This window comes from Enterobacter cloacae complex sp. P6RS, from assembly GCF_014982245.1.
Classification (GTDB): domain Bacteria; phylum Pseudomonadota; class Gammaproteobacteria; order Enterobacterales; family Enterobacteriaceae; genus Enterobacter; species Enterobacter bugandensis.
This window is the reverse complement of sequence record NZ_JADCLB010000022.1, coordinates 151,939-177,350: the sequence shown is the minus strand read 5'-3', so window position 1 is coordinate 177,350 and position 25,412 is coordinate 151,939. Positions and strand designations below refer to the sequence as shown.

Genomic DNA, 25,412 nt, shown 5'->3' with positions numbered 1-25,412 from the left:
TCACCCTCTTTGACCGGTTTACGTCAGCAACGTTCCGGCCTTTTTTCAGGAGCTGAATATGAAAACTCTTCCTCCAGTCGCGCTCGGCACATGGTCCTGGGGCACAGGCTTCGCCGGTGGCGACACCGTCTTCGGCAATCATCTTTCTGATACTCAGATGGCAGACGTGTTCACCACGGCCATGAGTAAGGGGCTGAATCTCTGGGATACCGCAGCAGTATATGGCATGGGGAGTTCCGAGGCAGCGCTGGGAACATTAGTCCGTCAGTTCCCCCGCGAGGATATGATTTTATCCACCAAATTCACGCCGCAGATTGCGAACGAACAGTCAGCGCAGCCTGTCAGCGATATGCTTGAGGCCAGCCTCGGACGCCTGGGTGTGGACGCGATTGATATCTACTGGATCCACAATCCCCTCGACGTTGAGAAATGGACGCCAGGACTGATCCCACTTTTACAAAGCGGTAAGGTCAAACGCGTCGGGGTTTCCAACCACAATCTGGCACAAATCAGACGCGCCAACGAAATCCTTAACGCTTCCGGTTATTCCCTCAGTGCAGTACAGAATCACTACAGCCTGCTTTATCGGGCCTCTGAAGAGGCCGGGATCCTTGATTATTGCCGACAAAATAACATCACGTTCTTTGCTTACATGGTCCTGGAGCAAGGCGCGCTCAGTGGTCGTTATGATTCAAATCATCCCATGCCTGCCGGGAGTGGCCGGGCCGAAAGTTATAACGCAGTACTGCCGCAGATAGAAAGATTAACCGCCGCCATGAAAAAAATGGGAGCCGAAAGGAATGCCAGCGTGGCACAGATAGCCATCGCATGGGCTATTGCAAAAGGTACCCTTCCCCTCGTTGGTGCGACTAAAGTCCATCACGTTCTGGACGCCGCATGCGCTTCAGACATCCAGTTACGCGATGAGGAAATCATCCTGCTGGAACAACTCGCCACAGAGACCGGAGTGGATACACGAGGCGCCTGGGAAAAACCGATGGTGTAAACCCCATCCGGGACAGACTGTCATGAATGACACTCACGAACGGGCTGTTCCGGGCGCTCCTAATCTGCATCACTTTTACTGCTTTGTATGAAGGGTGAGAATATGAAAATCATTTGCCTCGAAGAACATTATCTCGACAGCGAGTTAGGCCGAGCGTGTATGCCTGTTGCGCTTGAGCAGGCGCCTTTCCTTGGCGACTGGGGGAAAACCGTCGCTGATGGTCATAATCCTGACCGAAGCCGGCCGCAGATAGAAAAGAATGCGCTGATAAACGCGAAAGGCGCTGATTTGGGAAGCCGCCGCCTCAGGGATATGGATGAAGCTGGAATTACCCTGCAGATCCTCTCTGTGGGCGGATTTCCCCAGCTGGCACCCGGGGATGAAGTAGTAACATTAAATACGGCGGCAAACGACCGCCTTGCCGGGGCGGTAAGAAATCACCCGGATCGCTTCGCGGCATTTGCCACACTTCCCTGGGCACAGCCGGAAGAGGCTGAAAAAGAGCTTGTCCGCGCAGTTGAAAAACTGGGGTTTAAGGGGGCACTTCTGAATGGCCGACCCTCTTCATGCTTTCTCGATCATCCTGACTATGACTCCCTGCTTTCCCGCTTTAATAAACTGAATGTGCCACTCTATCTTCATCCCGGATTACCGGTTAAAAGCGTGCAACAGGCCTACTTCACGGGCTTCAGCGCAGAGGTCAACGCCCGGCTCTCTATGTTTGGCTGGGGCTGGCATCACGAAGCCGGGATCCATTTGTTACGGCTGATGTTATCGGGCGCATTTGATAAATATCCCCACCTGCAGGTAATCAGTGGCCACTGGGGGGAGATGCTACCCTTCTGGCTGCAGCGTCTTGATGACAGCCTTCCGCTGGCTGCAACGGGTCTGTCACGCACGCTAACGAGAACCTTCCAGGAACACGTTTACGTTACCCCGTCAGGTATGCTGACACTGCCGCACTTCCAGTTTATCTACGCGTTAATGGGGGCAGACAGGATCCTGTTCTCCGTTGATTACCCCTATCAGACCCTGGACGGTGTAAAAACATTTATCGACAGTCTGCCCGTCAACAAGGCTGAAAAAGAGGCCATCGCGTTTCGCAATGCAGAACGTTTACTGGGCATCATGGCGTAGTTCACGGGTTCATGATGACCGGGCACAATGAGAACAGTCGACCATTATTAGTTTTTGTCTAAAAGTGAATGAGCCTTTACTGCTCTAAAAAAAATAATGGTGTCACTCTATACTGGGTTAAAAATTCACCAGCCTCTTTAACGTATTGAAATGAAAAATATCCTTGTTATTTCAGGTCATCCTGAGCTGAACCATTCCGTCGCCAACGCCACTATCCTTGATGAAGTGGCGACCGCCCTTCCCGATGCTGAAATTCGTCGTCTGGACTGGCTCTATCCGGACGGCAAATTCAATATCGCTTCGGAGCAGGAAAGCCTGCTCAGGGCCGATGTGATTGTCTGGCAGTTTCCTTTTTCCTGGTATGGGCTGCCCGGGTTAATGAAACAATGGCTGGACGAGGTCTTTGTCCACGGCTTCGCGCATGGCTCAACGGCGAAACTGGGCGGTAAAAAGCTGCTCCTCTCCTTCACTACAGGGGCGCCACAGGCGCTCTATACCGCTGACGGTTTCTTTGGCCATGCCATTGAAGAGTATCTTATTCCGTTCGAGACCACGGCAAGACTGTGCAATCTTGAGCTGCTGGCGCCGGTTTATACCTGCGGTATCAGCTATGCCGACCGGGATGTCGACAAAATCGCGCAGCAAAAAACGCTTGCCCGGGAACACGCTTCAAGGCTTGTCGATCTGCTCAATTCCGTCGTGAATAATCCAGAGGGAGAATAACGATGCAGTATACCCGGCTCGGTAAAAGTGACTTACTGGTCTCCCGCATCTGTATGGGATGTATGGGGTTTGGCGACCCGTTAACGGGCCAGCATCGCTGGACGCTGGACGAAACAGCAAGCCGGGACATCATCCGCTACGGTCTCGAAAAGGGTATCAATTTTTACGATACCGCCATCGCCTATCAGAACGGCTCCAGCGAGCGATACGTTGGCCGGGCGCTGCGGGAGATGGCAAAACGCGAGGACGTGGTGCTGGCCACCAAGTTTCTGCCACGAACCGCCGCGCAAATTGCCGCGGGGATCGGCGGAAAAGAGGCAATAGCCCGATCGCTCGACCAGAGCCTGCAGAATCTTGGGATGGACTACATCGACCTCTACATCTACCACATCTGGGATTACAACACGCCAGTTATTGAGGTGCTTGAAGCGCTGCATGCCGCCGTTACTGCGGGCAAAGTGCGCGCTATTGGTATTTCCAATTGCTATGCCTGGCAGCTGGCGAAAGCGAACGCGCTTGCCGAACGCGAAGGGCTGACGCCCTTTGTTTCCGTGCAAAGCCACTACAACCTGATTATGCGTGAAGATGAACGAGAGCTCTTCGGTCTGTGCGCTGAAGATGATATCGCCATGACCCCCTATAGCGCGCTGGCCAGCGGTCGTCTCGCCCGGAAAGAAGGCCACACGCGGCGAGCCGCGGAGGATGATTATGCGCGCGGGAAGTATGACAGCACGGCTGAACAGGATCGGATCATTATCGAGCGCGTCGCCGAACTTGCTGAACGACATCAGGTGTCCATGACGGAAATCTCACTCGCCTGGCTGCTGACAAAGGTCACGTCACCTGTCGTAGGGGCCACAAAAAAAGATCACGTTGATGGCGCGGTAAACGCCGTAAATCTTCAACTGAGCCTTGAGGAAATCCGGTTTCTGGAAGAAACCTACCAGCCGCACGTTCTGACGGGGATTATGGCGCAAAACACGCCGCAAACGAAAGACGTTAAGCAGGTCTGGACGCGGTAGCAAACAGTCATTTCAGTAAAAGGATCAACGTGAAAAAGCCCCTTATGCTTTTAATTTGCATGCTAATAAGCACCTCTGTCTTTGCAACAAAACCGGACGCACCGGATAAGGTAGTGATGAATATCTTTGAGCTCGGCGTCAGACCCGATCGGGACAAAGAGTTTGAAGACGTGGCCAGGCAGACGATTTCCGCTTCGGTTGATCATGAAGCAGGTACGCTGGCGATGTACGCCCTGCAACGAAGCGACAATCCACGTAAGGCATTCATGGTCGAACTCTATGAAAACGAGAGTGCTTACCGCAAACATCTGAATGCCGAACCATACAAGGCATTCGCTGCCCGGGCACCTGACATTATCGATCGGAAAAATAAAATCACTCTGGAGCCACAGTTTCTGGGGGACAAACACATCATACCGAATGAGCGAACCATTAATAATCTGGTGATCGTCGAGGTAAAGCCTGAATTTCAGACCGAATTTAAAAACATCGTCCTTCCTGAAATGGCCGAGTCGCTCAAAGTAGAGAAAGGCGTGTTAGCCATGTATGCCGCTACAGACTCACAGAGTCCGAACCGCTGGTATTTCTATGAGATTTACGCCAGTGAGGAGGATTATCAACTGCACCGACAAACGCCGCACTTCCTGGACTATCTCAAGCAAACGGCGCATATGAGCGCCAGGAAGGACGCTATCCCGGTAAAACCGGTATTTCTTCGTAACAAAGGCGGAATCAAACAGGATCCGCACCGTTGACCAGTGAGGATTAACATGAAAAGCGTAATTGCAGCGGCGGCCATGTCGCTTGTTATTTCTGATTTTGCTAATGCTGAGGAAACAAGAGGTAAAGCTATGATGAAAATTGAACCTTCAGCGATTCCTGAAGCTGATATTCGTTCCGTCTCACCGGCTCTTGCGCGCTTTGGTCGAGAAGCGATTACTGAAGATCTGTGGACACGCGATGCCCTCTCGCCCAGAGATCGTAGTATGGTGACCGTCGCCATGCTGATTGCCCGTAACCAGCCTGCCGAGCTTAAGCACTATATTGACGTCGCTCTCGATAGCGGCGTGACGCCAGCGGAATTATCAGAAATCATTACCCATCTGGCGTTCTACTCAGGTTGGCCAAATGCAATGTCAGCCGTCAGCGTGACCAAAGCAGTATTTGAAACTCGTGGCGTCACGGCAGATGCACTTCCTGAAGCTTCTCCGGACCTGCTTCCTCTCAATCAGGAAGCAGAAAAGCAGCGTTCAGAGACAGTGGAAAAAAATGTAGGCCCAATATCTCCAGGCCTGGTTAAATTTACTGCTGACCCCCTGTTCCTGGATCTCTGGCAAAGACCCGCGCTGAAACCCCGCGACAGAAGCCTGATTACGGTCAGCGCGTTAATCGCATCTGGACAGAGCGCGCAGATTGGCTATCACCTCAACAGAGCGATGGATAATGGACTTTCTGCTGAGGAAGCTGGGGAGATCGTTACCCAAGCCGCGTTTTACGCTGGCTGGCCAAACGCATTTACCGCTGCTCCTGTTGTCGGAGAGGTATTAAGCAATCGCTCATCGAGTAAAAGGTAATATTACTGAACACTAAAACCTGACGCACATCACAAAATTAGAACGAACGTTCGCGTGGAATCGGATGCGGTATCGACGCGCTTCATTCTCTCCGTGCCGAAAAAAGTGGCCTGAGCCGTCAGCGTACAGCGCGGCACACCTCCAGCACCTTTTCCCTGAGCCAGCGATGCGCCGGGTCCTTTTCCATGCGCGGATGCCACATCTGTGACACCGTAATGCTCCGGGTTTTAAACGGCAGTTCAAAGACGTGCACGCGCTCGGTCATTGGCTGATTGAGCAGATAGAGCGCCGGCACCATGGCAACGAGATCGGAGACCATCGCCACCGATAACGCCGTCGGAAACCCTGGCACCACGCTGGCAATTTTGCGCTTCATCCCGCGTTCCGCCAGCGCCTCATCGACAAACCCGTGTAACGAGCCGTCGGGCGAGGCCACCACGTGCCCCCAGGCGACATAATCCTCAAGGCTGACTGACGACAGCGAGGCCAGCGGATGCCCCTGGCGCACCGCGCCAACAAACCGGTCCTGAAAGAGCCGTTGCAGACGAATTTCAGGCCCCATATTGCTCTGCACGCCGATCTCCAGGTCAACCAGCCCCTCACGCAGATAGCGCGACGTTTTCTCAGGTTTCGGCGAAAAGCGAATGCAGACGTCGGGCGCCACCGCCGCCACTGCGGCAATGAGCAGTGGCCCAAACGCCACCACAAAGCCGTCGTTGGCTCGGATGGTGAACAGGCGCTCCATACGCTCAACATTCAGCGTTTCCGTGGAGGGTTGCAGTACCGCCCTTGCCTCATGCACAGCGCTTTTGGCCCGGTCCCGGGTGGCTTCGGCCCAGGGCGTCAGCACCATCTGGCGACCGGCCCGCACCAGGATAGGATCGCCTGTCACCTCCCGCAGCCTGCTCAGGGTACGGCTCATGGCGGAGGTGCTCAGGTTTAAGCGCCGCGCCGCGCCAGCCACGCTGGCTTCGGCCAGCAGAACGTCGAGCGCAACCAGAAGGTTAAAGTCAGGATCGGACACGATGGCTCCTCAGATAAGGCGTTATATGCAACGATAAAGTGCAAGCGCTGCGTCTTCCGCCCTGTATACCCCATGATTATAGTTTCGTCATCACTATTCTTATGCGGAGTAACGACGATGACGCTCTTTTCAAACCAGCCCGGCGATGAAGGCTTACCCGGTCATGAACGCGCCCGGGTGATGGCCGCCGTCATGACCACCACGCTGATGGGCGTCTTTGACGGCACCATGATCAACATCGCGCTGCCCTCCATGGCAAGGGCGATGCAGGTCCCCGCGAACGTTGCGGTGTGGTTTGCCAACGGTTATCTACTATCGGCGGCAATGACGCTGGCCATCTTCGCGGCGCTGGCGGCGCGCGTGGGCTTTCGACCGGTTTTTCTTGCCGGGCTTGCCACCTTTACGCTCACCTCGCTCGGCTGCGCGCTGGCGAAAACGCCCGACATGCTGATCGGGATGCGTATTCTGCAGGGCATCGGCGGCGCGGCTACCCTGAGTATCGCCCCGGCGATCCTGCGTTCCGTTTTTCCGGGGCGACTGCTTGGCCGCATTCTGGGGCTGCACGCCCTGCTTATCGCCGCCAGCACGGCAATTGCCCCCGTGCTGGGCGGGACGATACTGGACGCGCTGAGCTGGCAGTGGCTTTTCGCCATTAACCTTGTTCCGGGCAGTATTGCCCTGTTTCTGGCATGGCGGGCGTTGCCGCGCCAGTCGGACGTTGACCGCTCCCCCTTTGATGCGCCGGGCGCCGCGCTCTCCGCCGTGCTGTTAGGTTCTGCAATCATGCTGGCCGACAGCCTTCAGCACATCACGCGAGGCATTAACCCGGCAGCCGCAGGCTGGGGGCTTCTCACGCTGGTCAGCGCTATCGCCTTCGTCTGGCGTATTCGGCGCGCGCGGAGTCCCATACTGCCGCCCGTTATGTTCAGAAATGGACGCTTCACCCTCGCCGCCCTGACCTCGCTGGCCTCGTTTGTCAGCCAGGGCATCACCTTTGTCGCGCTGCCGTTCCTGTTTCAGAGCGTGTATGGCTTCAGCCCGGTGGTTTCGGCGCTGCTGTTCACCCCGTGGCCAATTGGCATTGTGCTGATCGCACCGCACGCGGGGCGCTGGGCAGATACCCTTTCCGCGCCGCTGATCTCGACTATCGGCCTGATGATTTTTGTCGGTGGGCTGGTCCTGCTGGCGACGTTGCCGGAAAACCCGTCCGCATGGAATATCTGCCTGCGCAGTCTGGTTTGCGGGATTGGGTTTGGCTGCTTCCAGAGCCCCAATAACCGGGAGATGCTCGCTAACGTGGCGCGGGAATATGCCAGCTATGCCTCAGGGGTGTTGTCTATCGTCAGGACGTTCGGGCAATGTCTGGGGGCCGCCGCGGTGGGGGTGCTGCTTGCGACGACCGGATCAGACCACGATCGGGCCGTGCATCTGGCACTGTGGATCGCCGTCATCGCCTCAACAGGATCGGTTTTGTTTAGCCTGAGCAGGCTGCGCCCTGGGGTGCGGGCATCAGCGTAACGCTGTGCAGCGCCTCTCGGCGCTGCTTGTTTATAACAACTACGCTGTAGGACGTTCGTTCCACGCATCAGTGTACTGTATATTTCCGTCCAGAATTTTCCATGTGATTTTTGCATATCGTAAAGATACATTTTCCATGTGACCAGTACCGGAACAATCTCTTGTATCATGCATTATTGGAGTTATTGAAATGACTTTCACGCCTTCCATCAGGATGTTGAAGTATTCCACTTCCTGACCAGCATCATTGATGTGATAGAACTTTAATTCGGCACTTTGAAGCGTCTGACCTGTAGCCACTGCTTTGTATAGATAGGGTGAAGATGAGTCAATTGCCTTTGTTAAACTGAAGGCTTAATGTTGCCTTGTACCTGTAAGTTTACCTGTTGCCTCATCTGTTGGAATGCTCAGGTTATGGATCAGATCTCTAAGCTCTATGCTTCCTTCACGGTTTGCAACATCAGAACCACCACGGATCATTGCTCCGCCATCGTCTTTCAAAAAGAGGTGTACTGGTACAGCCATTTTTAAAACTCCTTATGTTAATTAGTTTCTTATTCCATTGGCTATGAGATTAATTACAGGCATGATCGCTACACCATCGGCATAGAACAGATCAGAATTAGTGAATGAATAAACCTTGCCCGTGATTTTTACATTTACCGTGTTCCCATAAGCTGAAGCTGTGACATTGCTTGTATCGGCTTCCAGGAAGGGTGATCGTTCTTCAAGGGCTTTCATAATGTTCCCGCTGTTGTCTTTATCTAAATAGAAGCGGTAAACATCCGACACCGTAGCGTCTCCATCATCATACTTAGTTATGTACAGTGTGACGGTATCAGAGAGTTTCTGTTTGCTGACAAAGCTATCGTGAGGAGATGCATTAAAATAGTATTGATATGTCAGAAACCCACAAACAACGAGCAACAGAATCGTTGTGAGTAAGCAATGGAGCCGTTTAATAACCGTATTTCTTTGCATATTCTATACCTTGCCTTATCCAAAACTGATCGTGTGGATCATCCCCATAAGGCGGTTTTTGATACCAGTGCCCCCATTTCTTTTTGGAGGTTTTAGCTCTTTCCTGCGCCCATCCAGCACCCATCAATAGCGTTTCTGATGGTATCCCGGCAGCATAGCCAGCCGAACCATAATTGAAGTTCCCAAAATTTGCTAACTCCGGGTGTCCTTGCTTGTAATCCCACGGTCCCTTATTTCTTACTTTTTGATAAAACCAAAGATAGGTTGTAGGGATAGCCATGTTTCTGCTCATACCATGCGCTCTTGCAATCCTCATGTTTGCCAACACAAGAGCGATTCCTTCTTTGGGTAACAAAGGTATAACAGCCATATTAACCACCTATTTCATGTGGGTATATGGCCGCATATCGTACACCTTTGCGATGGTAAAAAAGATATCTGTTTACAGAGAAATGACGGAAAAATATCCGACTAAGGTATTAACCGCATTAAAAATCAAAAAAATTAAGGCGGCGCTACGCTTGCGCGGGCCTACAGGAATTGTGCATTTCACAATGTAGGGCAAATAAGCGCAGCGCCACCCGGCAGGAAAGACGGCGTATTTGTTTATCCCAGCGCCAGTAGCGCAAAGCTCGCCAGCCAGTGCCCGCCGCTGTAGTGGCTGCCCACCACGTGCCCGACGCTTGCCGCCAGGTGTTTCGCCACGGCATCACGCAAGGCCTGCTGGGCCGGGTGGTTTGCCGGAAGCGCCCTGGCAATATGCTTCATACACCAGGCGCGGCTGAGGTTTAACCCATCCAGATGAGCAATTTTCGGGTCGGTACGGTCGCTCACTTCCGCCGGGTTCATCAGCGCCGCAATGGAGCCGATATCCGGCAGAAACGCGTCAAACCAGGCCGGGAAATTCTCTGCGACCTTGCTCATCAGCAGCGCTTCCGTCAGCGCACCAGAGATGTACTCATCGCCACCCGGCTCGTAATGGGCCGGGTAGCGCGTGTCGGCGAGATAAAACCGCTCCGCCGCCGTCACAATCGCCTGCTCAAGCGCGCTATCTTCCACGGATCGGGCGTAATCCAGCCCCAGCGCGAGGGCAAACGCCGTGTTGTAGTGCGTTCCGACGCGGATCGGATAAGTGAGCTTGCTGAGGTAATCCACCAGCCGGTTGCGAATATCCTGGGTGAGCGGCTCCAGCGTCTGGTACCAGCCTGTGGCCTGCGGCAGCGACGATTGTTTCAGCTCCTGGGCCAGCGCCAGCAGCCATCCGTAGCCATACGGCCGCTCAAACGAGGCGCGGAACGGCGCGGTGAAATAGGCCAGCTCCTTCGCCACGTTCTCGTCGGTCAGGTGCTCGTCGAAAAGCGCGACGATGTCATTCCGACACGGTAAATCAGGATAGAGGCGCACGCAGCGCAGCAGCAGCCAGTAGCCGTGCACCGCCGAGTGCCAGTCGAAACAGCCGTAGAAAATCGGGTGCAGCTCGCGAGGCGGCAGAACGTCACCGTCATCATTCAGCAGATGCATGATGTGGTTCGGGTATTCCTGGCGCAAATAGGTTAAAGGCATGCGGGCAAACGCGTCAGCCTGATGTTGCGTCAATTCCATAACAGCTCCTTAGCGAAACACGAGGAAATACATGAGGAACACGTTCACCACCAGCAGGGTTAACGCGGTCGGGATCTGGATCTTGATCACCTGATATTTGTCTTTCAGCTCCAGCAGCGCGGCGGGAACGATATTGAAGTTCGCGGCCATTGGCGTCATCAGCGTGCCGCAGTAGCCCGCGTACATGCCGATCGCCAGCAGCGGCGCCGGGTTGCCGTGATGCACGTTGATCAGGAACGGCAAGGCGATCCCCGCGCTCAGCACCGGGAAGGCCGCAAAGGCGTTACCCATGATCATGGTAAACAGCGCCATCCCCACGCAGTAAATGACCACCAGCATGAAGCGGCTGTCCGGGTTCACGAACAGGCTCACCACCTTCTGCACCGAATCACCGGTATTGGCCGCCACGAACACGCCGCCGAGCATGGCCAGCATTTGCGGCAGGATCACCGCCCAGCCGATGGTATCGACAAGACGACGTGACTGGCGAATGGCGTGCAGCGGCGTGCCTTTGGTCAGCCACCAGCCGGTGAGGATCGCCGCAACGCAGGCCACGCACAGCGCCGCCAGAGTGAGCTGTTTCTGGTCGAGAAGGTAAACGCCGCCAATCGACACCCCCTTCAGGAACAGCGTCCCGATTACCGTCACCACCGGGATCATCAGCGCGGGCAGGAACAGCCAGTTTTTAAGGCGGTTTGACGAGGCAATGCGCTCCTCGTCGGAGGCCATGTTATAGTGGCCTTTCCCGACAAGGCCAAAACCCGCCAGCAGCGCGATAGCGATAACGCAACCGCCAACGATCCGGTACGCCAGCGATTTGCCCAGCTCCTGAACCATCAGGTCACCGAACAGGAAGATCCCGCCGAATAAAAACCAGAACAGCGCGGTGGTAAAACGCTTCGGATTAGCGCGGTCGCGCAGGGTCATGACAACCAGCAGCATCACAACAAAGCCGATCAGGTAATACACGCGGTTAATGGTGATAAGCGTCATCATTGCGCGGCCCCCTGCGTACCCTGCTCTGCACGCCAGGCCATGACGTCGCGGCGGATGCTGGCATCCAGGCGCAGCAGGCGCGTCATATGAATAATCAATGCCGCAATGGCGGTGGGAATGGCCCACAGGCCGATATGCAGCGGCTCGATCCCCTCGATCCCGTTTTCCTTAAGAAACGCGTCAATCAGCAGCACCGCACCGAAGGCGATAAAGATATCTTCCCCAAAGAAGACCGCGATGTTATCGCACGCCGCGGCATGGGCCTTGATTTTGTCGCGAATGTGCTGCGGCAGTTCGCCGTATTCGTTCAGCGCTGCCCCTTCGGCCATCGGGGCCAGCAGCGGGCGTACCGTCTGGGCATGGCCGCCGAGCGACATCAGCCCCAGCGCGGCGGTTCCTTCACGCGCCACGAAGTAGAGCATCAGAATACGCGCCGAGGTGGCGCTGGCGATCTTCGCCACCCAGGCCTGGGCGCGCTCTTTAAGCCCGTAATATTCCAGCAGACCAATTACCGGCAGGATCAGGATGAAGGTCGCCAGCGATCGGCTATTGACGAACTTCTCGCCAAAGGTCTCCAGCAGCATCCCGAAATCCATCCCGACCAGCAGGCCCGTCGCCAGACCCGCCACCACGACCACCAGCAGCGGGTTGAAGCGCAGTGCAAAACCAATGACCACGATCGGTATCCCGATCAGCGGCAACAGCGTAGTACCGTCCATAACGTTTACCCTATCGAAAGTGAGCGTTGCGCGCCGACGGCTATTTTTTTAATTTGCGGCGAGCGATGTTGTGTTTTTCGTCAGGCTTCACAAAACCTGCGCTAAAAAGCTATATCTGAACCTCAAAAACATGTAAACAAATTATCAATAAAATGTTCTTATTTTATCGACGAGTTTACATTTCTGGCTAAGGAACGTTATGACCTCGAAAAAGAGTGCTTCACCCGATTGCAACGATATCAACGATGGCCGGATCGTCTCCTCCCGCCATCTGGTGTCGGAGCGCTGCGCGGAACTGTCAGAGCTGGAGTACGCGCTGATCATGACCGGCAACGCGTTTAACAAGTGGATGGTGCGCTGCATGGCCGCAGCCGGAGAGCCGGATATGGGCGCTTTTGACGTTTCGCTGCTGCATCACGTGAACCACCGCGACCGTAAGAAAAAGCTGGCCGATATCTGCTTTGTTCTCAACGTGGAAGATACGCATGTAGTGACCTATGCCCTGAAAAAGCTGGTTAAAACGGGCTACGTGACGAGCGAGAAAGCGGGTAAAGAGCTCTTTTTCTCCACCACGGAGGAAGGGAAAGCGTTGTGCATGAAGTACCGGGACGTGCGCGAAGCGTGTCTAATCGCCATCCATGCGGATAGCGGCATTTCCGGGAAATCGATCGGCGAAACCGCGCAGCTGCTACGCGCGATCTCCTCCCTGTATGACACCGCCGCCCGCGCGGCGGCATCACTCTGAACTACGGACGTCTGAACAGGGTAATGCTGCGTCCGGCCAGTTCGTACTCTACGGTTTCGGTGAACGCTGTCCCGGCGGCAGCGTCATCCGCCGTAGACAGCTCCAGCACCCATCCCCCTTCGCCAAACTGCGGGATCTGGAACGGCACGGTGCCTTCAAACGGATTGAACAGCATCAGCACGTCGTGCCAGATGCCATCCTCCTGCTGAAGATCCGGCCTGCTGATGGAGACCCCGAGCGTTGAGCCTTCATCCCACTGCTCGGCCTGCTGCGGACCGCCTCCGGCATTGAACCAGCGGATCTCGAGCCCGTCGCGCCAGCTCTCACGACGCAGCAACGGCTGCTGCGCGCGCAGGGCAATGAGCCGGCGGGTGAACTCGCGCAGCGCCGCGTCGTTTTTGGACAGCCCCTGCCAGTCGATCCATGAGATCTCGCTGTCCTGGCAGTAGCCGTTGTTGTTACCCTTCTGCGTGCGGCCAAATTCGTCCCCCGCCAGCAGCATCGGCGTACCGTGGGAGAAAAGCAGCGTGGTCAGGAAATTACGCTTCTGCCGTTCGCGGGTGGCGATAATGTCCGGGTTCTCCGTCGGCCCTTCTTCGCCATAGTTGTACGAACGGTTATCGTTATGCCCGTCGTTATTGTCCTCGCCGTTGTCGGCGTTGTGCTTCTCGTTGTACGACACCAGGTCATTCAGCGTAAAGCCGTCGTGGGCGGTGATAAAGTTGACGCTGGCCCACGGGCGACGCCCGCGCAGGTCGTACAGATCCCCGGAGCCCAGCAGACGCGCGGCAAAGTCCGTCGAGACGTTGTCCCCCTTCCAGTACTCGCGCACGGTATCGCGGTATTTGTCGTTCCACTCTCCCCAGCCTGGCGGGAAGCCACCGACCTGATAACCGCCGGGGCCAATATCCCAGGGCTCGCCAATCAGCTTGAGCTTAGAGAGCACCGGATCCTGGGTAACGGCGTCGAAAAAGCCCCCGCGCGGATCGAACCCCTCAGGCTCGCGGCCCAGAATCGTCCCCAGGTCGAAACGAAAACCGTCAATGTGCATGGATTCGGCCCAGTAGCGCAAGGAATCCATCACCATCTGCAGCACGCGCGGGTGCGAGGTATTCACCGTGTTCCCCGTCCCGGTGTCGTTAATGTAATACCGGTGCTGGTCCGGCAGCGTGCGGTAGTAGCTGTAGTTATCAATGCCCTTGAACGAAAGCGTTGGCCCCAGCTCGTTACCTTCCGCCGTGTGGTTGTAGACCACGTCCAGAATCACCTCGATGCCCGCGTCATGATAGGCGCGCACCATGTCGCGAAAGCCCTGGATCCCCGCCGGGCCATAGTAGCGCGACGCCGGAGCAAAAAAGCCGAGCGTGTTATAGCCCCAGAAGTTCTTCAGGCCACGGTCGAGCAGATGCTGGTCGTCCGGGAACCAGTGAACGGGTAGCAGCTCCACCGAGGTAATGCCGAGGCTTTTGATGTAGTCGACCGAGGCTTTGTGTCCCATCCCCTCGAACGTCCCGCGCAGCTCGGGCGGGATGGCCGGGTTCATCTGGGTAAAGCCCTTCACGTGGCTCTCATAGACGACGGTATGCGGCCAGGGCACGTTTGGCCGGTTGTTGTCCTGCCAGTCGAAAGCGTTCGGGTCGATAACCTTGCATTTCGGCGTGAACGGCGCGCTGTCTCGCGTATCGAAGCTAAGATCCAGTTCGTCATGCCCCAGCTCATAGCCGAAATGGGCGTCGTTCCAGTCGATATCGCCCACCAGTTCACGGGCATACGGGTCAATAAGCAGCTTATGCGGGTTAAAGCGGTGACCGTTTTCCGGATCGTAGGGGCCGTAGACGCGATAGCCGTACAGCGCGCCGGGTTTCAGGTCAGGCACATAGCCGTGCCAGACCTCATGGGTATACTCCGGCAGCTCCAGCCGGGCGATTTCTGTTTTCCCGGACGGGTCAAACAGACAGAGCTCCACCCGCTCCGCGTGCGCGGAGAACAGCGCGAAGTTAACGCCCTTCCCGTCATAATTCGCCCCCAACTGCTGGCCATGACCGGCCCGAATTTCAAACGTAGTTTCCTTTGCCATTTTCGTTCTCCACGATTATTCGCAGGTAAGCAGAACCAGTACACATCCCTTTTCTGACGTTAAATGCAGCGTCTCTTGCAGAATGCGGCTTTCACCGCTGAACAGATCCCGATAGCGCTTCCCGGCCAGTTCGTCGGGTATCGCTACCGTGGTATTGACCCACAGCGGATGATTATCGGTGATGCCAAAAACCAGACGCGGTACGGCAACGATCAGCGCCTCCTCGTCTTTAACGCGCGCATAGACAATCAGGTTCTCCTCGCGCTCGCCGGAAACCTTGAGCGGCAGCCAGTCGCCGTAGCGGAAAAGCGCGTCGTAATGCGGTCGAAGCCGAAGCAGCGTGGCGGTGACAAACTGCTTTACCCTGCCGTCCCGCCAGCACGCCGGGTGTTCAAACACTGAAGCATCCGCCGCGCTGAGGTTTTGCACCAGCGCGTTGAAGTCCGGCTCCCGCCGGTTATCCGGGTCGACGAGGCTAAAGTTGAGCGCCTCGCTGCCCTGATAGATATCCGGCACGCCGGGCGCCGTCAGCTTGATGACCGTCTGGCTGAGGCTGTTCATCAGCCCGGCGCGGATAAAGGGCTGCATCACCTCGCTGAAATCGTGCAGGAACGGGGCGTTATCCGGGGAAAGCAGATGCCGCGCATAGCTCAGCACCACGCTCTCATAGCTCTCGTTGCTGTCGATCCAGTCGGTGCGCTGCTTCGCCTCGCGAAGCGCTTTCTCAAGGAAGCCGAGGAAACGCGTCTCCAGCGATGCAAGCCCTTCGGCATCGTCAGGCGACAACGTGGCGGGCCAGACGCCCGCCAGCGCCTGATAGATCATCCAGGTATCGGCGGCGTTCGGCGCGGTGCCGTCGTTGAGAAAACGCACCTGGGTCTGGTTCATCTGCCGCCAGCGGGCGAGATTTTCTCCCCAGCGTTCCGGCGCCTCCGTCAGGGTGTAGAGCCGCGCCCGGGCGTCTTCTCCGCGCTTGGTATCGTGCGTGGAGGTGCCCAGCAGCGCGTCGGGCTGACGGGCGAGACGAATGCGCATCTCCTGGTGAAAGCGGGATAACGAGAACGCGCGCGGCGTCGGGTCAGCGCCCACTTCATTGAGCGCAAGCTCAAGGTTCAGACGGAAAAACAGCGTATCTTCCACCGACTTCGCCATCAGCGGCCCGGTCAGCTGCTGGAAGCGGGTTCTGAAAAGCGCGGCGCAGTCGCGGCAATCTTCCGGCAGATCGCCGGTAAGAATGCGCACAATCAGGCTCAGGGCCGCTTCGGACGTATTTACGCTAGCGACCACGCGGCTAAGCAGCGCCACGTCAGACGGGGTTAATCCCTCGCGAGTGCCATAGGTGCGGTACACCGGAAAGGCGATAAGCAGCTCGCGCAGCGCGTGGCGGATCTCCTCGCGCGGCAGCGCAACGTCATTGCGGCGGGCCAGATCGTCCGCAAGGTTTAGCAGCGTGGTGAACTCGCCCTCAAAATTACGATCGGTCATCAGACCCTTGGCATCGCGCAGTTCGGCGTGGCGATCGACCGTGACGCCCAGCGTCTCGTCGTGGATTGTCTCCAGGCGCGAGAGGTTATCGTCGTCGACCAGCACCTCCGCCAGCGAGGCGATAAACTCGTAGCCGGTGGTGCCGGAAACCGGCCAGTCGGTGGGGAGCTGTTCTCCCTTCGCGAGAATTTTTTCGACCGTGATGTAACAGTCAGGTCCAGCTGTCTGCCGCAGCTTCTGCAAATAACCCAGCGGATCGGCCAGGCCGTCAATATGGTCAATGCGCAGGCCGTCAACCACGCCCGCGTGAACCAGCTCAAGAATGAGACGGTGCGTATCGTCGAAGACCGCCTCGTCTTCAACCCGTACGCCTACAAGACCGGTGATCTCGAAGAAGCGCCGCCATGAGAGCTGCTTCGGCGCTTCCCGCCAGGACATCAGCCGCCAGCTCTGCGCCTCATGAAGTTCGGCGATACTTTTATCCTCGCTGTACGTGCCCGGATTAAGCGGGTACGCCGTGTCGTAATAGACCAGAGAGGCTTTATTCGTGACAGGGTCACGTTTTAACGTGATGGCACCCTTCTCCAGCTCCGCCTCAAAGGTGTCGCCGAGAAATGGCAGCGTAAGCGGGCGCGACGCGTCGATATCGAAATAGCGGAAATAGCGGCTCTGCTGGCCGTATTCAATCACGTCCCGCCACCAGGCGTTTTCCAGCGAGGTGGACATATGGTTCGGGACAATATCCAGAATCAGCCCCATGCCGGCCTGCCTGAGCGCCGCGGCCATGCGGTCAAACCCTTCCCGACCGCCAATCGCGGGGTCAATTTCATTCGGGTTGGTCACGTCATAGCCGTGGGTGGAACCCGTTGTAGCGGTAAACACGGGCGAGGCGTAGAGGTGGCTGATGCCGAGGTCTTTCAGATACGGCACCAGCTCGACAGCGCGGTCAAACGTCATGCCGTTGCGGAACTGAATACGGTACGTGGCGGAAGGGATCATAACGATGCGTCTCCATCAGCAAAGCGAACGACAATACTGTTCAGCGGCAAAACGTCGTTTACCTCCGGCCAGGCGAAGCGCGTCTCCCCTGCGAGCGCGGGCACGTCGACAGGCTTAGGGCCGATATTGAGCGCCAGAGAGAGCGTCCCGGACGGGAAGCGCCAGCTCACCGCCACCATGCCGGGTGCGGTCTCGATCGCCTTGCCCTCAACGATGCCGCCCTGATGCAGAAGCGGAACGATATAGCGATGGCGCAACGTCAGCAGGTGGCGGGTGAAGCGCAGCCACGTTTTCCCTTCGTCGGTAGCAATCTTATGCCAGTCGAGCTTTGAGCGAACGAAGGTGTTAACGTCGTTCGGGTCCGGGACGGCTTCATCGTGCCCGGCGTGGCCGGTAAACTCTTTCGCGCGCCCTTCCCGCACCGCTTTTGCCAGGTCGCCGTGAAAATCGGTGAAGAACAGGAACGGATGCGTTTCACCGAACTCCTCGCCCATAAACAGCAGCGGGATATGGGGAGAGAGCAGCAGCGCGGCAAGCAGCACCCGCGTCCTGTCGGCCCCCGCGAGGGTGATGAGCCGCTCCCCCTGGGCGCGATTCCCGGTCTGATCGTGGTTTTGAATGAAATCGACGAAGAACTGCGGCGGCTGGGTACGGCACTCCACCCCGCGAGATTCTCCGGTTTGCAGCGAAATCTCGCCCTGGTAGACAAACCCTTCCGCCAGCGCACGGGCGAACTTTTTCTCCGGCTCACACGCAAAATCCTGGTAGTAGGCGTGCGTTTCGCCGGTGGCAAACACGTGGGCAGCATTGTGGAAGTCATCATTCCACTCGGCGGTGAACAGCGGCGTGTTGCCCTGTTCATCGCGCGGATGCAGGAAAATCACGTTGCGGCTGTCTTCCGTGGTCAGGTGAACGTGACGGTGCGGGATCGCCTCGCGGATCTTCGCGGCAATCTCCTCCAGAATGTGCGTCCCGGAGCTGTCTTTAATCTGGTCGATGGCATCAAAGCGCAGGCCGTCCAGACGGTACTCCGTCAGCCAGTAGAGCGGTGCGTCGGTGATGTACTGCCTCACCGGCTCGCGCTCGTAAGCGATGCCGTTGCCCCACGGCGTCATCCGCTCCGCATCAAAAAACGCGGGCGACAGCAGAGGGAGATAATTCCCCTCCGGGCCGAAGTGGTTGAGCACGATATCCAGCACCACGGAAAGCCCCAGCCCGTGCGCGGCGTCGATAAACGCGTGAAAATCCTCCGGCGTGCCGTAGGCAGCGTGCGGGGCATACAGCAGCACGCCGTCGTAGCCCCAGCCGCGGGTTCCGCCAAACTGGGAAACGGGCATCACTTCAAGCTGGGTGATACCGAGCTCCGCCAGATAGGGCAGCTTGTCGATGGCCGCCCGGAAGGTGCCCTCCGGGGTAAAGGTGCCGACGTGCAGCTCGTAAATGACCGTCTCTTCCCACGGCCGCCCTGCCCAGTCCCGGTTAACCGGCTGATAGCGTCGGGGATTGATAACAACCGATGGCCCGTTAACGTCGCCCTTTTGCGCGCGCGATGCCGGGTCGGGTACCGTCATGCCGTCCTGCAGGACAAACTGATACTCTGCACCGTGCGTGACGCCAGAAACGTCTGCCTGGAACCAGCCGTGCCCCACCGCCGTCATCGGCACGTCGGTGGCGGCCAGACGTAGCGTAAGTTCTTTCTGTCCTTCTGCCCAGACGCGAAAACGTACCACGTCATCGGAAATAAACTCAGCACCCCACTGCTTTTGAAATGTCCTGAATTCCATTCATTGTCCTCGAATGACCCACATTTTACGCGGAATGAAGTACAAGCTTAGTTCAGGATCACAAGTGCGTGAGATCAGCGGATTTAACCGCGTCGTCTATTCTTTATGAAATAACTCACTATCGGGAATACTATGCAGATTCGAAAAGGATTAAATACGGACCTTGTCCGTCTTGAATGTTGTGACTTTTCTTTCACCATTAGCCACATTGCGCGAGAGCCCTTTATCCATTGTGATTTGCATATTGAAGCCGTCGCCGAGCCCTGGATAAAAACCTACGAACTCGACATCCAAACCCTTGAAAACCATTGCGTTAATCCGGACGCCATATTTCTTGTTGCGGAAACCGATGACGGTGAATTAGCCGGATTTATTACCGCGTCAATCGGCTGGAATAAATTTATTTCAGTGGATTATATTGCCGTTGATCGCACCAGACGCCGAACCGGCGCCGCGCAAAAATTAATGGCTGCCGCGCACGTGTGGGCCCGCAGCGTAAACGCGCCGGGATTACGGCTCGAAACACAAAATGTGAACGTCTCCGCCTGTCTGTTTTACCGTAACTACGGGTTCACCCTGGGCGGGTACGATCGGTATCTCTACAACGCCTTACCGGAAAAAGACGAGGTCGCCCTGTTCTGGTATTACATGCTGGTGTAGCGCCGCAGCCTTCATATTTCTGTCATTGAACTTCATTACGCTTTCGGGATTTTAACCACGGTGTTGAGGAAAGAAGTGTGAATTCAATGGCTAAGGCAGTACTGCTGGCATTACCTGTTCTGAGTGCGACGGCAACGGCCGCTGAGAGTAACCTGTGTGAACCCAAAGCGTACGAAATGGCGCTGCGCTATCAGCAGAAATCGGCAGAGATTATGGCCCTTCAGCTACAAACCTATCGGTTTGCCACCGAGCGTTTCAACGAAAAGTTAAAGGATCTGAAAACGCCTGAAAACTACGCCGTGGTGATGGACCTGGATGAAACGGTGCTGGATAACACCCCTCTGCTGGTGCGCGACATGGCGCAGTGTCACGACTATACGAAATGGGATACCTGGAGCGACTGGGAAAAACAGGGAAAACCCGGCTTAATTCCGGGAGCGAAGGCCTTTCTTGACCACGTGAATCAAAGCAAGGTCCGTATCTACTATGTCTCGGACCGTATGCAGGAAAACAAAGCCGACACGCTGAAGACGTTAAACGCTCTCGGCCTGCCGCAGGTATCTGACGAGAGCGTGCTGCTGGATACGGTCAGCAAGGAAGAGCGCCGTCAGAGCATCCTCAAAAAGCAGCAGATCGTGATGCTGTTCGGCGACAGCCTGCCGGACTTCGCCGTACAGTTCAAAAACAAAAAACCGAGCGAGCAGCAGCGTGAGCTGGTTGAAGCCAGCGCCGAACACTTCGGCAACGACTGGATTGTGCTCCCAAATGCCGCTTATGGTGCCTGGTCCAGGGCCACGCTGGATAGCTGGAACGCACCGCTGAAAAAATAACGCTTTACGGGCCGGGAATGGCTTCACCACCACCCGGCTGTTGCGCTGTGCTATTTATCTCGTTTATAGGTCCTATCATTTCTGAGCAGGTTCTTATAATTTTACGGAGCAGTAAGATGAGCACTTTCAAAGGAGACTCGTATGCTTACCGTGAAAAAACTTGCTCTTTCCACGCTGATTTCCAGTTCATTGCTGTTCTACCCTGCGCTGCAGGCCTCGGCAGAAACGCCGCAGCACGTCGTTAAACAACCGGCGGGCGGTTACAGCGTGCAGGTCGGTGACGTTCTGGTAACGTCGTTTACGGACGGGACCGTTGCGCAGGATCTGCATAAGCTACTGCGCCGTACAACGCCGCAAAACATTGATGCACTTCTCGCGAAAAACTTTCAGACCAACCCGGCGGAAGTGTCCATCAACGCCTTCCTGATTGCGATGCCCGGACATAAAATTCTGGTAGATACGGGATCGGGCCAGCTCTTTGGCCCCGGCAACGGCGGACGTCTGATTGAGAGCCTCGCCACGCAGGGGATTAAACCCGAGGACATTACTGAAGTTCTGCTGACCCACGCCCATTCCGACCACGCGGGCGGCCTGGTGAAAGACGGCAAGGTGGTGTTCAGCAACGCGCGCGTTTTCGTTGGCAAACCGGACGTCGACTTTTTCTTTAACGATGACAATCAGAAGAAAACCGGCTACGGCAAGAACTATTTCGATGTCGCACAGAAGACCTTAAAACCCTATCTTGACGCGGGTAAAGTGGTGCCGTTTAGCGGCACATCGGAGATTCTTCCGGGGCTGACCGGCACGGTTCACCCCGGACATACGCCGGGATCGGCCTTCTACACGCTGACAAGTAAAGGCGAGAAAATCACCTTTGTCGGCGACATCATTCACGCAGCGGCGGTCCAGTTCCCGCAGCCTGCGGTGACCATCACCTACGATGAAGATGAGAACAAAGCGGCAAGCGTACGCGAGCATGCGTTCGCTGACTTTGTGAAAAATAAAGACCTTATTGCCGCGCCCCATCTGCCTTTCCCGGGCATCGGCTATGTGACGAAAGGTGAGAAAGGCGGCTATGCCTGGGTCCCTGTCACCTATACCAACCGGGACGCCAGCGGCGCGAAGTAGAGTGATGTCGCGTATATCTGACATGGACATCGACCTGCTCCTGGCGCTGGACGCCCTGCTTCAGGACAGGAACATCACCCATGCGGCCGCGCGGCTGGGCATCAGCCAGCCCGCGCTCTCTGCCCGACTGGCGCGTCTGCGCACGCTCTTTGGCGAGCCGCTGTTTATTCCCTCCCCACATGGACGTGGGGTGTTACCCACACCGAGAGCGGAGGCGTTGAGGCCACAGGTTGAAAGCGTGCTACGCGGCATCCGCGCGATGTTCGCTCCCACCACGTTTGAGGCGCAAACCAGCAGCCGGACATTTGTTATCGCGCTGCATGAAAACCCGGCGCTGATGCTCGGCACCGCGCTGCTTAACCAGGTGAGTACCGATGCCCCCGGCATCCGCCTGCGCTTCGCCCTGCCGGAGATGGTAGACCTGCCGCAGCAGCTGGAAAACGGTGATGTGGATATCTACATCGGCGTTAGCGCGGGCGCCCATGACGGATGGGTGAGGCGCAAACTTCTCGACGACGCGTTTGCCACCGCCCAGCGCAAAGCTCATCCGCGTGGAACAGGTCCGTTAGATTTGGAAAGCTACTGCGCGCTTTCCCATCTGGTGGTGTCGTCGGCGGGAGATCCCTTTACCGGATTTGTCGACCAAACCCTCGCCGGGCTGGGCTATCAGCGACACGTTGCCATGTCCACCCAGAGCTACGCTATGGCGCCTGCGCTGGTTGCCGGTACCGACCTGGTATGTACCCTGCCGGAACGGATGCTGAAGCAGTTTGCCAGCACGCTGGATATTTTCCCACCGCCGCTGCCGCTCCAGCCGATTACCATCAACATGTACTGGCACCCGAAAAACAGCCAGGATCCGGCGAACGCCTGGCTGCGCGGGCAGCTGCTGCGGGCCGCCGGACGTCAGGTGTGATCGAGCGTGACCAGAAACTTTTTAAGCACTTCTGAACGAATAATCCGGTGGCAAACCAGGGTGAGTTCGCTCTCCCGCAGCCGGTCGAGGATGTCCACGTAGACGACATTCTCAACGCTCACTGCCTTTGCCGACGCGGGCAGCAGCGCCAGCCCAAATCCGGCCGCAACAAGGCTTATCACCGTGGGCACGTCGGTCGCATTTTGCACCACGTCCGGCTGAAAGCCCGCCCCGCTGCAGGCGTCATAGAAGTACTGCTCCAGCCCCATTCCCTCCGGATCGCGCAGCGAGATCCATTTTTCGTCTTTCACCGACGAAAGCGTCAGCGCGGACGATCCGGCGAGCGGATGCTGACGAGAGAGCGCCAGCACCGTTTTCTCCGAGGTGAACGGCCGGCTTTGCAGATCGTCAGGCAGCGACGGCAGCGGCGCGCGGATGATGGCCACGTCCAGCTGGTTGCTCTGCACGGCGGCGTAGAGCGTCTGCACATTTCCCGTCATCAGGGACATGGTAATGGCCGGCCAGCGGCTATGCATCTGGCGCAGCGCGGCGGGTAGCCTGCCGTCAAACATCGCACTCGACACGCACCCCAGGTTTAACTCCCCCTGCTCGCCCCGTGCCGTTTGTCTGGCATCCAGCACCGCCTGCTCGGTCAACGAGATGGCAAGCCGGGCTTTGACCAGAAACGCTTCGCCCGCGGGCGTCAGGGTTAAGCGGCGGTTCGCCCGACTGAAAAGCGTGACGCCTAAACGTTCTTCCAGCGCCTTTATCTGCTGGCTCAGCGCCGGTTGGGCGATGTTCAGACGCTCGGCGGCCCGGTGCATGTGGAGCTCTTCGGCAACGACAATGAAGTGGCGCATCTGACGAAACTGCACGAGACGTCTCCCTGTATTGATATAAATTTACTTATCAATTTAACAGAAATGATGTAATTGATGCTATTGGTCTTTGCCAGAAAAATGGAGGTATTCAACCGAGGGAGGAAAATATGGAAAATCAAGTCAACGATCTCCGCAGCGCCATCGCCTTACTGCAGCGCCACGAAGGCCAGTATATTGAAACCGATCATCCGGTCGATCCCAACGCGGAACTGGCGGGTGTCTATCGCCATATCGGCGCAGGCGGCACGGTAAAACGTCCGACCCGCACGGGTCCGGCCATGATGTTCAACAGCGTTAAGGGCTATCCGGGCTCCCGCATTCTGGTGGGCATGCACGCCAGCCGAGAGCGCGCGGCGCTGCTGTTAGGCTGCGAACCGTCTGAACTGGCAAAACACGTTGGCCATGCGGTGAAAAAGCCGATAGCCCCCGTCGTCGTCCCGGCCTCGCAGGCGCCGTGTCAGGAGCAGGTTTTCTACGCTGACGATCCTGACTTCGATCTTCGCAAATTGCTTCCGGCACCGACCAATACGCCAATTGATGCCGGTCCGTTTTTCTGCCTGGGGCTGGTGCTGGCAAGCGATCCGGAAGACAGCTCGCTGACGGATGTCACCATTCACCGCCTCTGCGTGCAGGAGCGCGACGAGCTTTCCATGTTCCTTGCCGCCGGGCGACATATCGAAGTCTTCCGTAAAAAAGCGGAGGATGCCGGAAAACCGCTGCCGGTGACGATCAACATGGGTCTCGACCCCGCCATCTATATCGGCGCATGCTTTGAGGCCCCTACCACGCCGTTTGGCTACAACGAGCTGGGCGTCGCCGGGGCGCTGCGCCAGCAGCCGGTCGAGCTGGTGCAGGGCGTGGAGGTCAAAGAGAAAGCCATCGCACGGGCGGAAATCATCATCGAAGGCGAACTGCTTCCGGGCGTGCGCGTAAGAGAGGATCAGCATACCAATACCGGCCACGCAATGCCGGAGTTCCCGGGCTACTGCGGTGAGGCGAATCCCTCCCTGCCGGTGATCAAAGTGAAAGCGGTGACCATGCGCAACCACGCGATCCTGCAGACGCTGGTGGGACCGGGGGAAGAACATACCACGCTGGCCGGACTGCCGACCGAGGCCAGCATCCGTAATGCCGTTGAAGAGGCAATTCCGGGCTTCCTGCAAAACGTCTATGCCCATACCGCGGGCGGCGGTAAGTTCCTCGGCATATTGCAGGTGAAAAAACGCCAGCCGTCAGACGAAGGACGCCAGGGCCAGGCGGCGCTCATCGCCTTAGCCACCTATTCGGAGCTGAAAAACATTATTCTTGTCGACGAAGATGTGGATATTTTCGACAGCGACGACATCCTGTGGGCGATGACGACGCGCATGCAGGGCGATGTGAGCATCACCAATATTCCGGGGATCCGCGGCCACCAGCTGGATCCGTCCCAGTCGCCGGAGTACAGCACCTCGATTCGCGGCAACGGCATCTCCTGCAAGACGATCTTCGACTGCACGGTGCCGTGGGCGCTGAAGGACCGCTTCGAGCGCGCGCCGTTTATGGAAGTGGATCCACGTCCGTGGGCGCCGGAGCTGTTTGCCGATAAGAAATAAAATCACGCGC

Annotated in this window: 23 protein-coding genes and 1 pseudogene; 13 read left to right on the top strand and 11 right to left on the bottom strand. The window is 56.9% G+C overall.

Annotation, left to right across the window (positions count from 1 at the left end; all coding sequences use genetic code 11):
* The first annotated feature begins 58 nt into the window (after positions 1-58).
* The 6 genes from INF73_RS17030 to INF73_RS17005 all read left to right on the top strand — a co-directional run bounded on the left by INF73_RS17030 (position 59) and on the right by INF73_RS17005 (position 5,462).
* Positions 59-1,006, top strand: a complete 948-nt coding sequence (locus tag INF73_RS17030; RefSeq protein WP_193542682.1) for an aldo/keto reductase — start codon at positions 59-61, stop codon at positions 1,004-1,006.
* A gap of 102 nt (positions 1,007-1,108) precedes the next feature.
* Positions 1,109-2,143, top strand: coding sequence for an amidohydrolase family protein (locus INF73_RS17025; RefSeq protein WP_193542680.1), 1,035 nt, complete (start codon positions 1,109-1,111; stop codon positions 2,141-2,143).
* A 150-nt stretch (positions 2,144-2,293) separates the two neighbouring features.
* A complete protein-coding gene (locus INF73_RS17020; protein ID WP_182033858.1) occupies positions 2,294-2,866 on the top strand; it encodes an NAD(P)H-dependent oxidoreductase in 573 nt (190 codons plus the stop codon).
* Positions 2,867-2,868: 2 nt separating this feature from the next.
* Complete coding sequence (locus INF73_RS17015) at positions 2,869-3,888, top strand: aldo/keto reductase (RefSeq protein WP_063438001.1); 1,020 nt, start codon at positions 2,869-2,871, stop codon at positions 3,886-3,888.
* Between the two features lie 59 nt (positions 3,889-3,947).
* Positions 3,948-4,643 (top strand): putative quinol monooxygenase, encoded by a 696-nt coding sequence (locus INF73_RS17010; RefSeq protein ID WP_175437383.1) that lies wholly within the window; start codon positions 3,948-3,950, stop codon positions 4,641-4,643.
* A 15-nt stretch (positions 4,644-4,658) separates the two neighbouring features.
* The gene (locus INF73_RS17005) at positions 4,659-5,462 is read left to right on the top strand and encodes a carboxymuconolactone decarboxylase family protein (RefSeq protein ID WP_049137962.1); all 804 of its coding nucleotides are present in this window, start codon (positions 4,659-4,661) and stop codon (positions 5,460-5,462) included.
* Between the two features lie 118 nt (positions 5,463-5,580).
* Here INF73_RS17005 and INF73_RS17000 read toward each other — a convergent pair whose 3' ends face one another.
* The gene (locus INF73_RS17000) at positions 5,581-6,486 is read right to left on the bottom strand and encodes a LysR substrate-binding domain-containing protein (protein WP_193542678.1); all 906 of its coding nucleotides are present in this window, start codon (positions 6,484-6,486) and stop codon (positions 5,581-5,583) included.
* Between the two features lie 117 nt (positions 6,487-6,603).
* On the opposite strand from INF73_RS17000, the gene INF73_RS16995 reads away from it, so the two are divergent.
* Positions 6,604-8,004: an MFS transporter gene (locus INF73_RS16995; protein WP_193542676.1), complete on the top strand. Its 1,401-nt coding sequence runs from the start codon at positions 6,604-6,606 to the stop codon at positions 8,002-8,004.
* A gap of 39 nt (positions 8,005-8,043) precedes the next feature.
* Here the strand turns inward: INF73_RS16995 and INF73_RS16990 are convergent.
* The 6 genes and pseudogenes from INF73_RS16990 to INF73_RS16965 all read right to left on the bottom strand — a co-directional run bounded on the left by INF73_RS16990 (position 8,044) and on the right by INF73_RS16965 (position 12,302).
* Positions 8,044-8,529, bottom strand: a pseudogene (locus tag INF73_RS16990) (Hcp family type VI secretion system effector).
* Between the two features lie 21 nt (positions 8,530-8,550).
* The gene (locus INF73_RS16985) at positions 8,551-8,985 is read right to left on the bottom strand and encodes a hypothetical protein (protein WP_048958788.1); all 435 of its coding nucleotides are present in this window, start codon (positions 8,983-8,985) and stop codon (positions 8,551-8,553) included.
* On the bottom strand, positions 8,963-9,355 hold the full coding sequence (locus INF73_RS16980; protein ID WP_032623152.1) for a polymorphic toxin type 44 domain-containing protein: 393 nt from the start codon (positions 9,353-9,355) through the stop codon (positions 8,963-8,965). Before INF73_RS16980 ends, INF73_RS16985 begins: the two co-directional genes overlap by 23 nt.
* Positions 9,356-9,591: 236 nt before the next feature.
* Positions 9,592-10,587, bottom strand: coding sequence for a DUF2891 domain-containing protein (locus tag INF73_RS16975; RefSeq protein WP_193542674.1), 996 nt, complete (start codon positions 10,585-10,587; stop codon positions 9,592-9,594).
* A gap of 9 nt (positions 10,588-10,596) precedes the next feature.
* Positions 10,597-11,583 (bottom strand): DUF979 domain-containing protein, encoded by a 987-nt coding sequence (locus INF73_RS16970; RefSeq protein WP_193542672.1) that lies wholly within the window; start codon positions 11,581-11,583, stop codon positions 10,597-10,599.
* Positions 11,580-12,302: a DUF969 domain-containing protein gene (locus INF73_RS16965; RefSeq protein WP_028013182.1), complete on the bottom strand. Its 723-nt coding sequence runs from the start codon at positions 12,300-12,302 to the stop codon at positions 11,580-11,582. The genes INF73_RS16970 and INF73_RS16965 overlap by 4 nt, the downstream gene beginning before the upstream one ends.
* Before the next feature lie 199 nt (positions 12,303-12,501).
* Here INF73_RS16965 and INF73_RS16960 point away from each other — a divergent pair, with 199 nt between their 5' ends.
* Positions 12,502-13,047 (top strand): winged helix DNA-binding protein, encoded by a 546-nt coding sequence (locus tag INF73_RS16960; protein ID WP_193542670.1) that lies wholly within the window; start codon positions 12,502-12,504, stop codon positions 13,045-13,047.
* A gap of 1 nt (position 13,048) precedes the next feature.
* Here INF73_RS16960 and glgX read toward each other — a convergent pair whose 3' ends face one another.
* The 3 genes from glgX to treZ are packed head-to-tail and all read right to left on the bottom strand — an operon-like array spanning position 13,049 to position 19,392.
* Positions 13,049-15,124, bottom strand: a complete 2,076-nt coding sequence (gene glgX, locus INF73_RS16955; protein WP_193542668.1) for a glycogen debranching protein GlgX — start codon at positions 15,122-15,124, stop codon at positions 13,049-13,051.
* 15 nt (positions 15,125-15,139) lie between these two features.
* Positions 15,140-17,608 (bottom strand): malto-oligosyltrehalose synthase, encoded by a 2,469-nt coding sequence (gene treY, locus INF73_RS16950; RefSeq protein ID WP_193542665.1) that lies wholly within the window; start codon positions 17,606-17,608, stop codon positions 15,140-15,142.
* On the bottom strand, positions 17,605-19,392 hold the full coding sequence (treZ, locus tag INF73_RS16945; RefSeq protein ID WP_193542662.1) for a malto-oligosyltrehalose trehalohydrolase: 1,788 nt from the start codon (positions 19,390-19,392) through the stop codon (positions 17,605-17,607). The genes treY and treZ overlap by 4 nt, the downstream gene beginning before the upstream one ends.
* A gap of 132 nt (positions 19,393-19,524) precedes the next feature.
* On the opposite strand from treZ, the gene INF73_RS16940 reads away from it, so the two are divergent.
* From INF73_RS16940 to INF73_RS16925, 4 genes are all read left to right on the top strand, one after another.
* Complete coding sequence (locus tag INF73_RS16940) at positions 19,525-20,052, top strand: N-acetyltransferase (RefSeq protein ID WP_041909946.1); 528 nt, start codon at positions 19,525-19,527, stop codon at positions 20,050-20,052.
* Positions 20,053-20,138: 86 nt separating this feature from the next.
* Positions 20,139-20,882, top strand: a complete 744-nt coding sequence (locus tag INF73_RS16935; protein WP_227413079.1) for a 5'-nucleotidase, lipoprotein e(P4) family — start codon at positions 20,139-20,141, stop codon at positions 20,880-20,882.
* Between the two features lie 141 nt (positions 20,883-21,023).
* Complete coding sequence (locus INF73_RS16930) at positions 21,024-22,010, top strand: MBL fold metallo-hydrolase (protein WP_136343284.1); 987 nt, start codon at positions 21,024-21,026, stop codon at positions 22,008-22,010.
* Positions 22,011-22,014: 4 nt separating this feature from the next.
* Positions 22,015-22,926: a LysR family transcriptional regulator gene (locus tag INF73_RS16925; protein ID WP_193542658.1), complete on the top strand. Its 912-nt coding sequence runs from the start codon at positions 22,015-22,017 to the stop codon at positions 22,924-22,926.
* Here the strand turns inward: INF73_RS16925 and INF73_RS16920 are convergent.
* The gene (locus INF73_RS16920) at positions 22,917-23,801 is read right to left on the bottom strand and encodes a LysR substrate-binding domain-containing protein (RefSeq protein ID WP_041909939.1); all 885 of its coding nucleotides are present in this window, start codon (positions 23,799-23,801) and stop codon (positions 22,917-22,919) included. The two genes, INF73_RS16925 and INF73_RS16920, sit on opposite strands and share 10 nt — an antisense overlap.
* 113 nt (positions 23,802-23,914) lie before the next feature.
* Between INF73_RS16920 and INF73_RS16915 the strand changes: the two genes are divergently transcribed.
* Positions 23,915-25,402, top strand: a complete 1,488-nt coding sequence (locus INF73_RS16915) for a UbiD family decarboxylase (RefSeq protein WP_193542656.1) — start codon at positions 23,915-23,917, stop codon at positions 25,400-25,402.
* Positions 25,403-25,412: the final 10 nt, after the last annotated feature.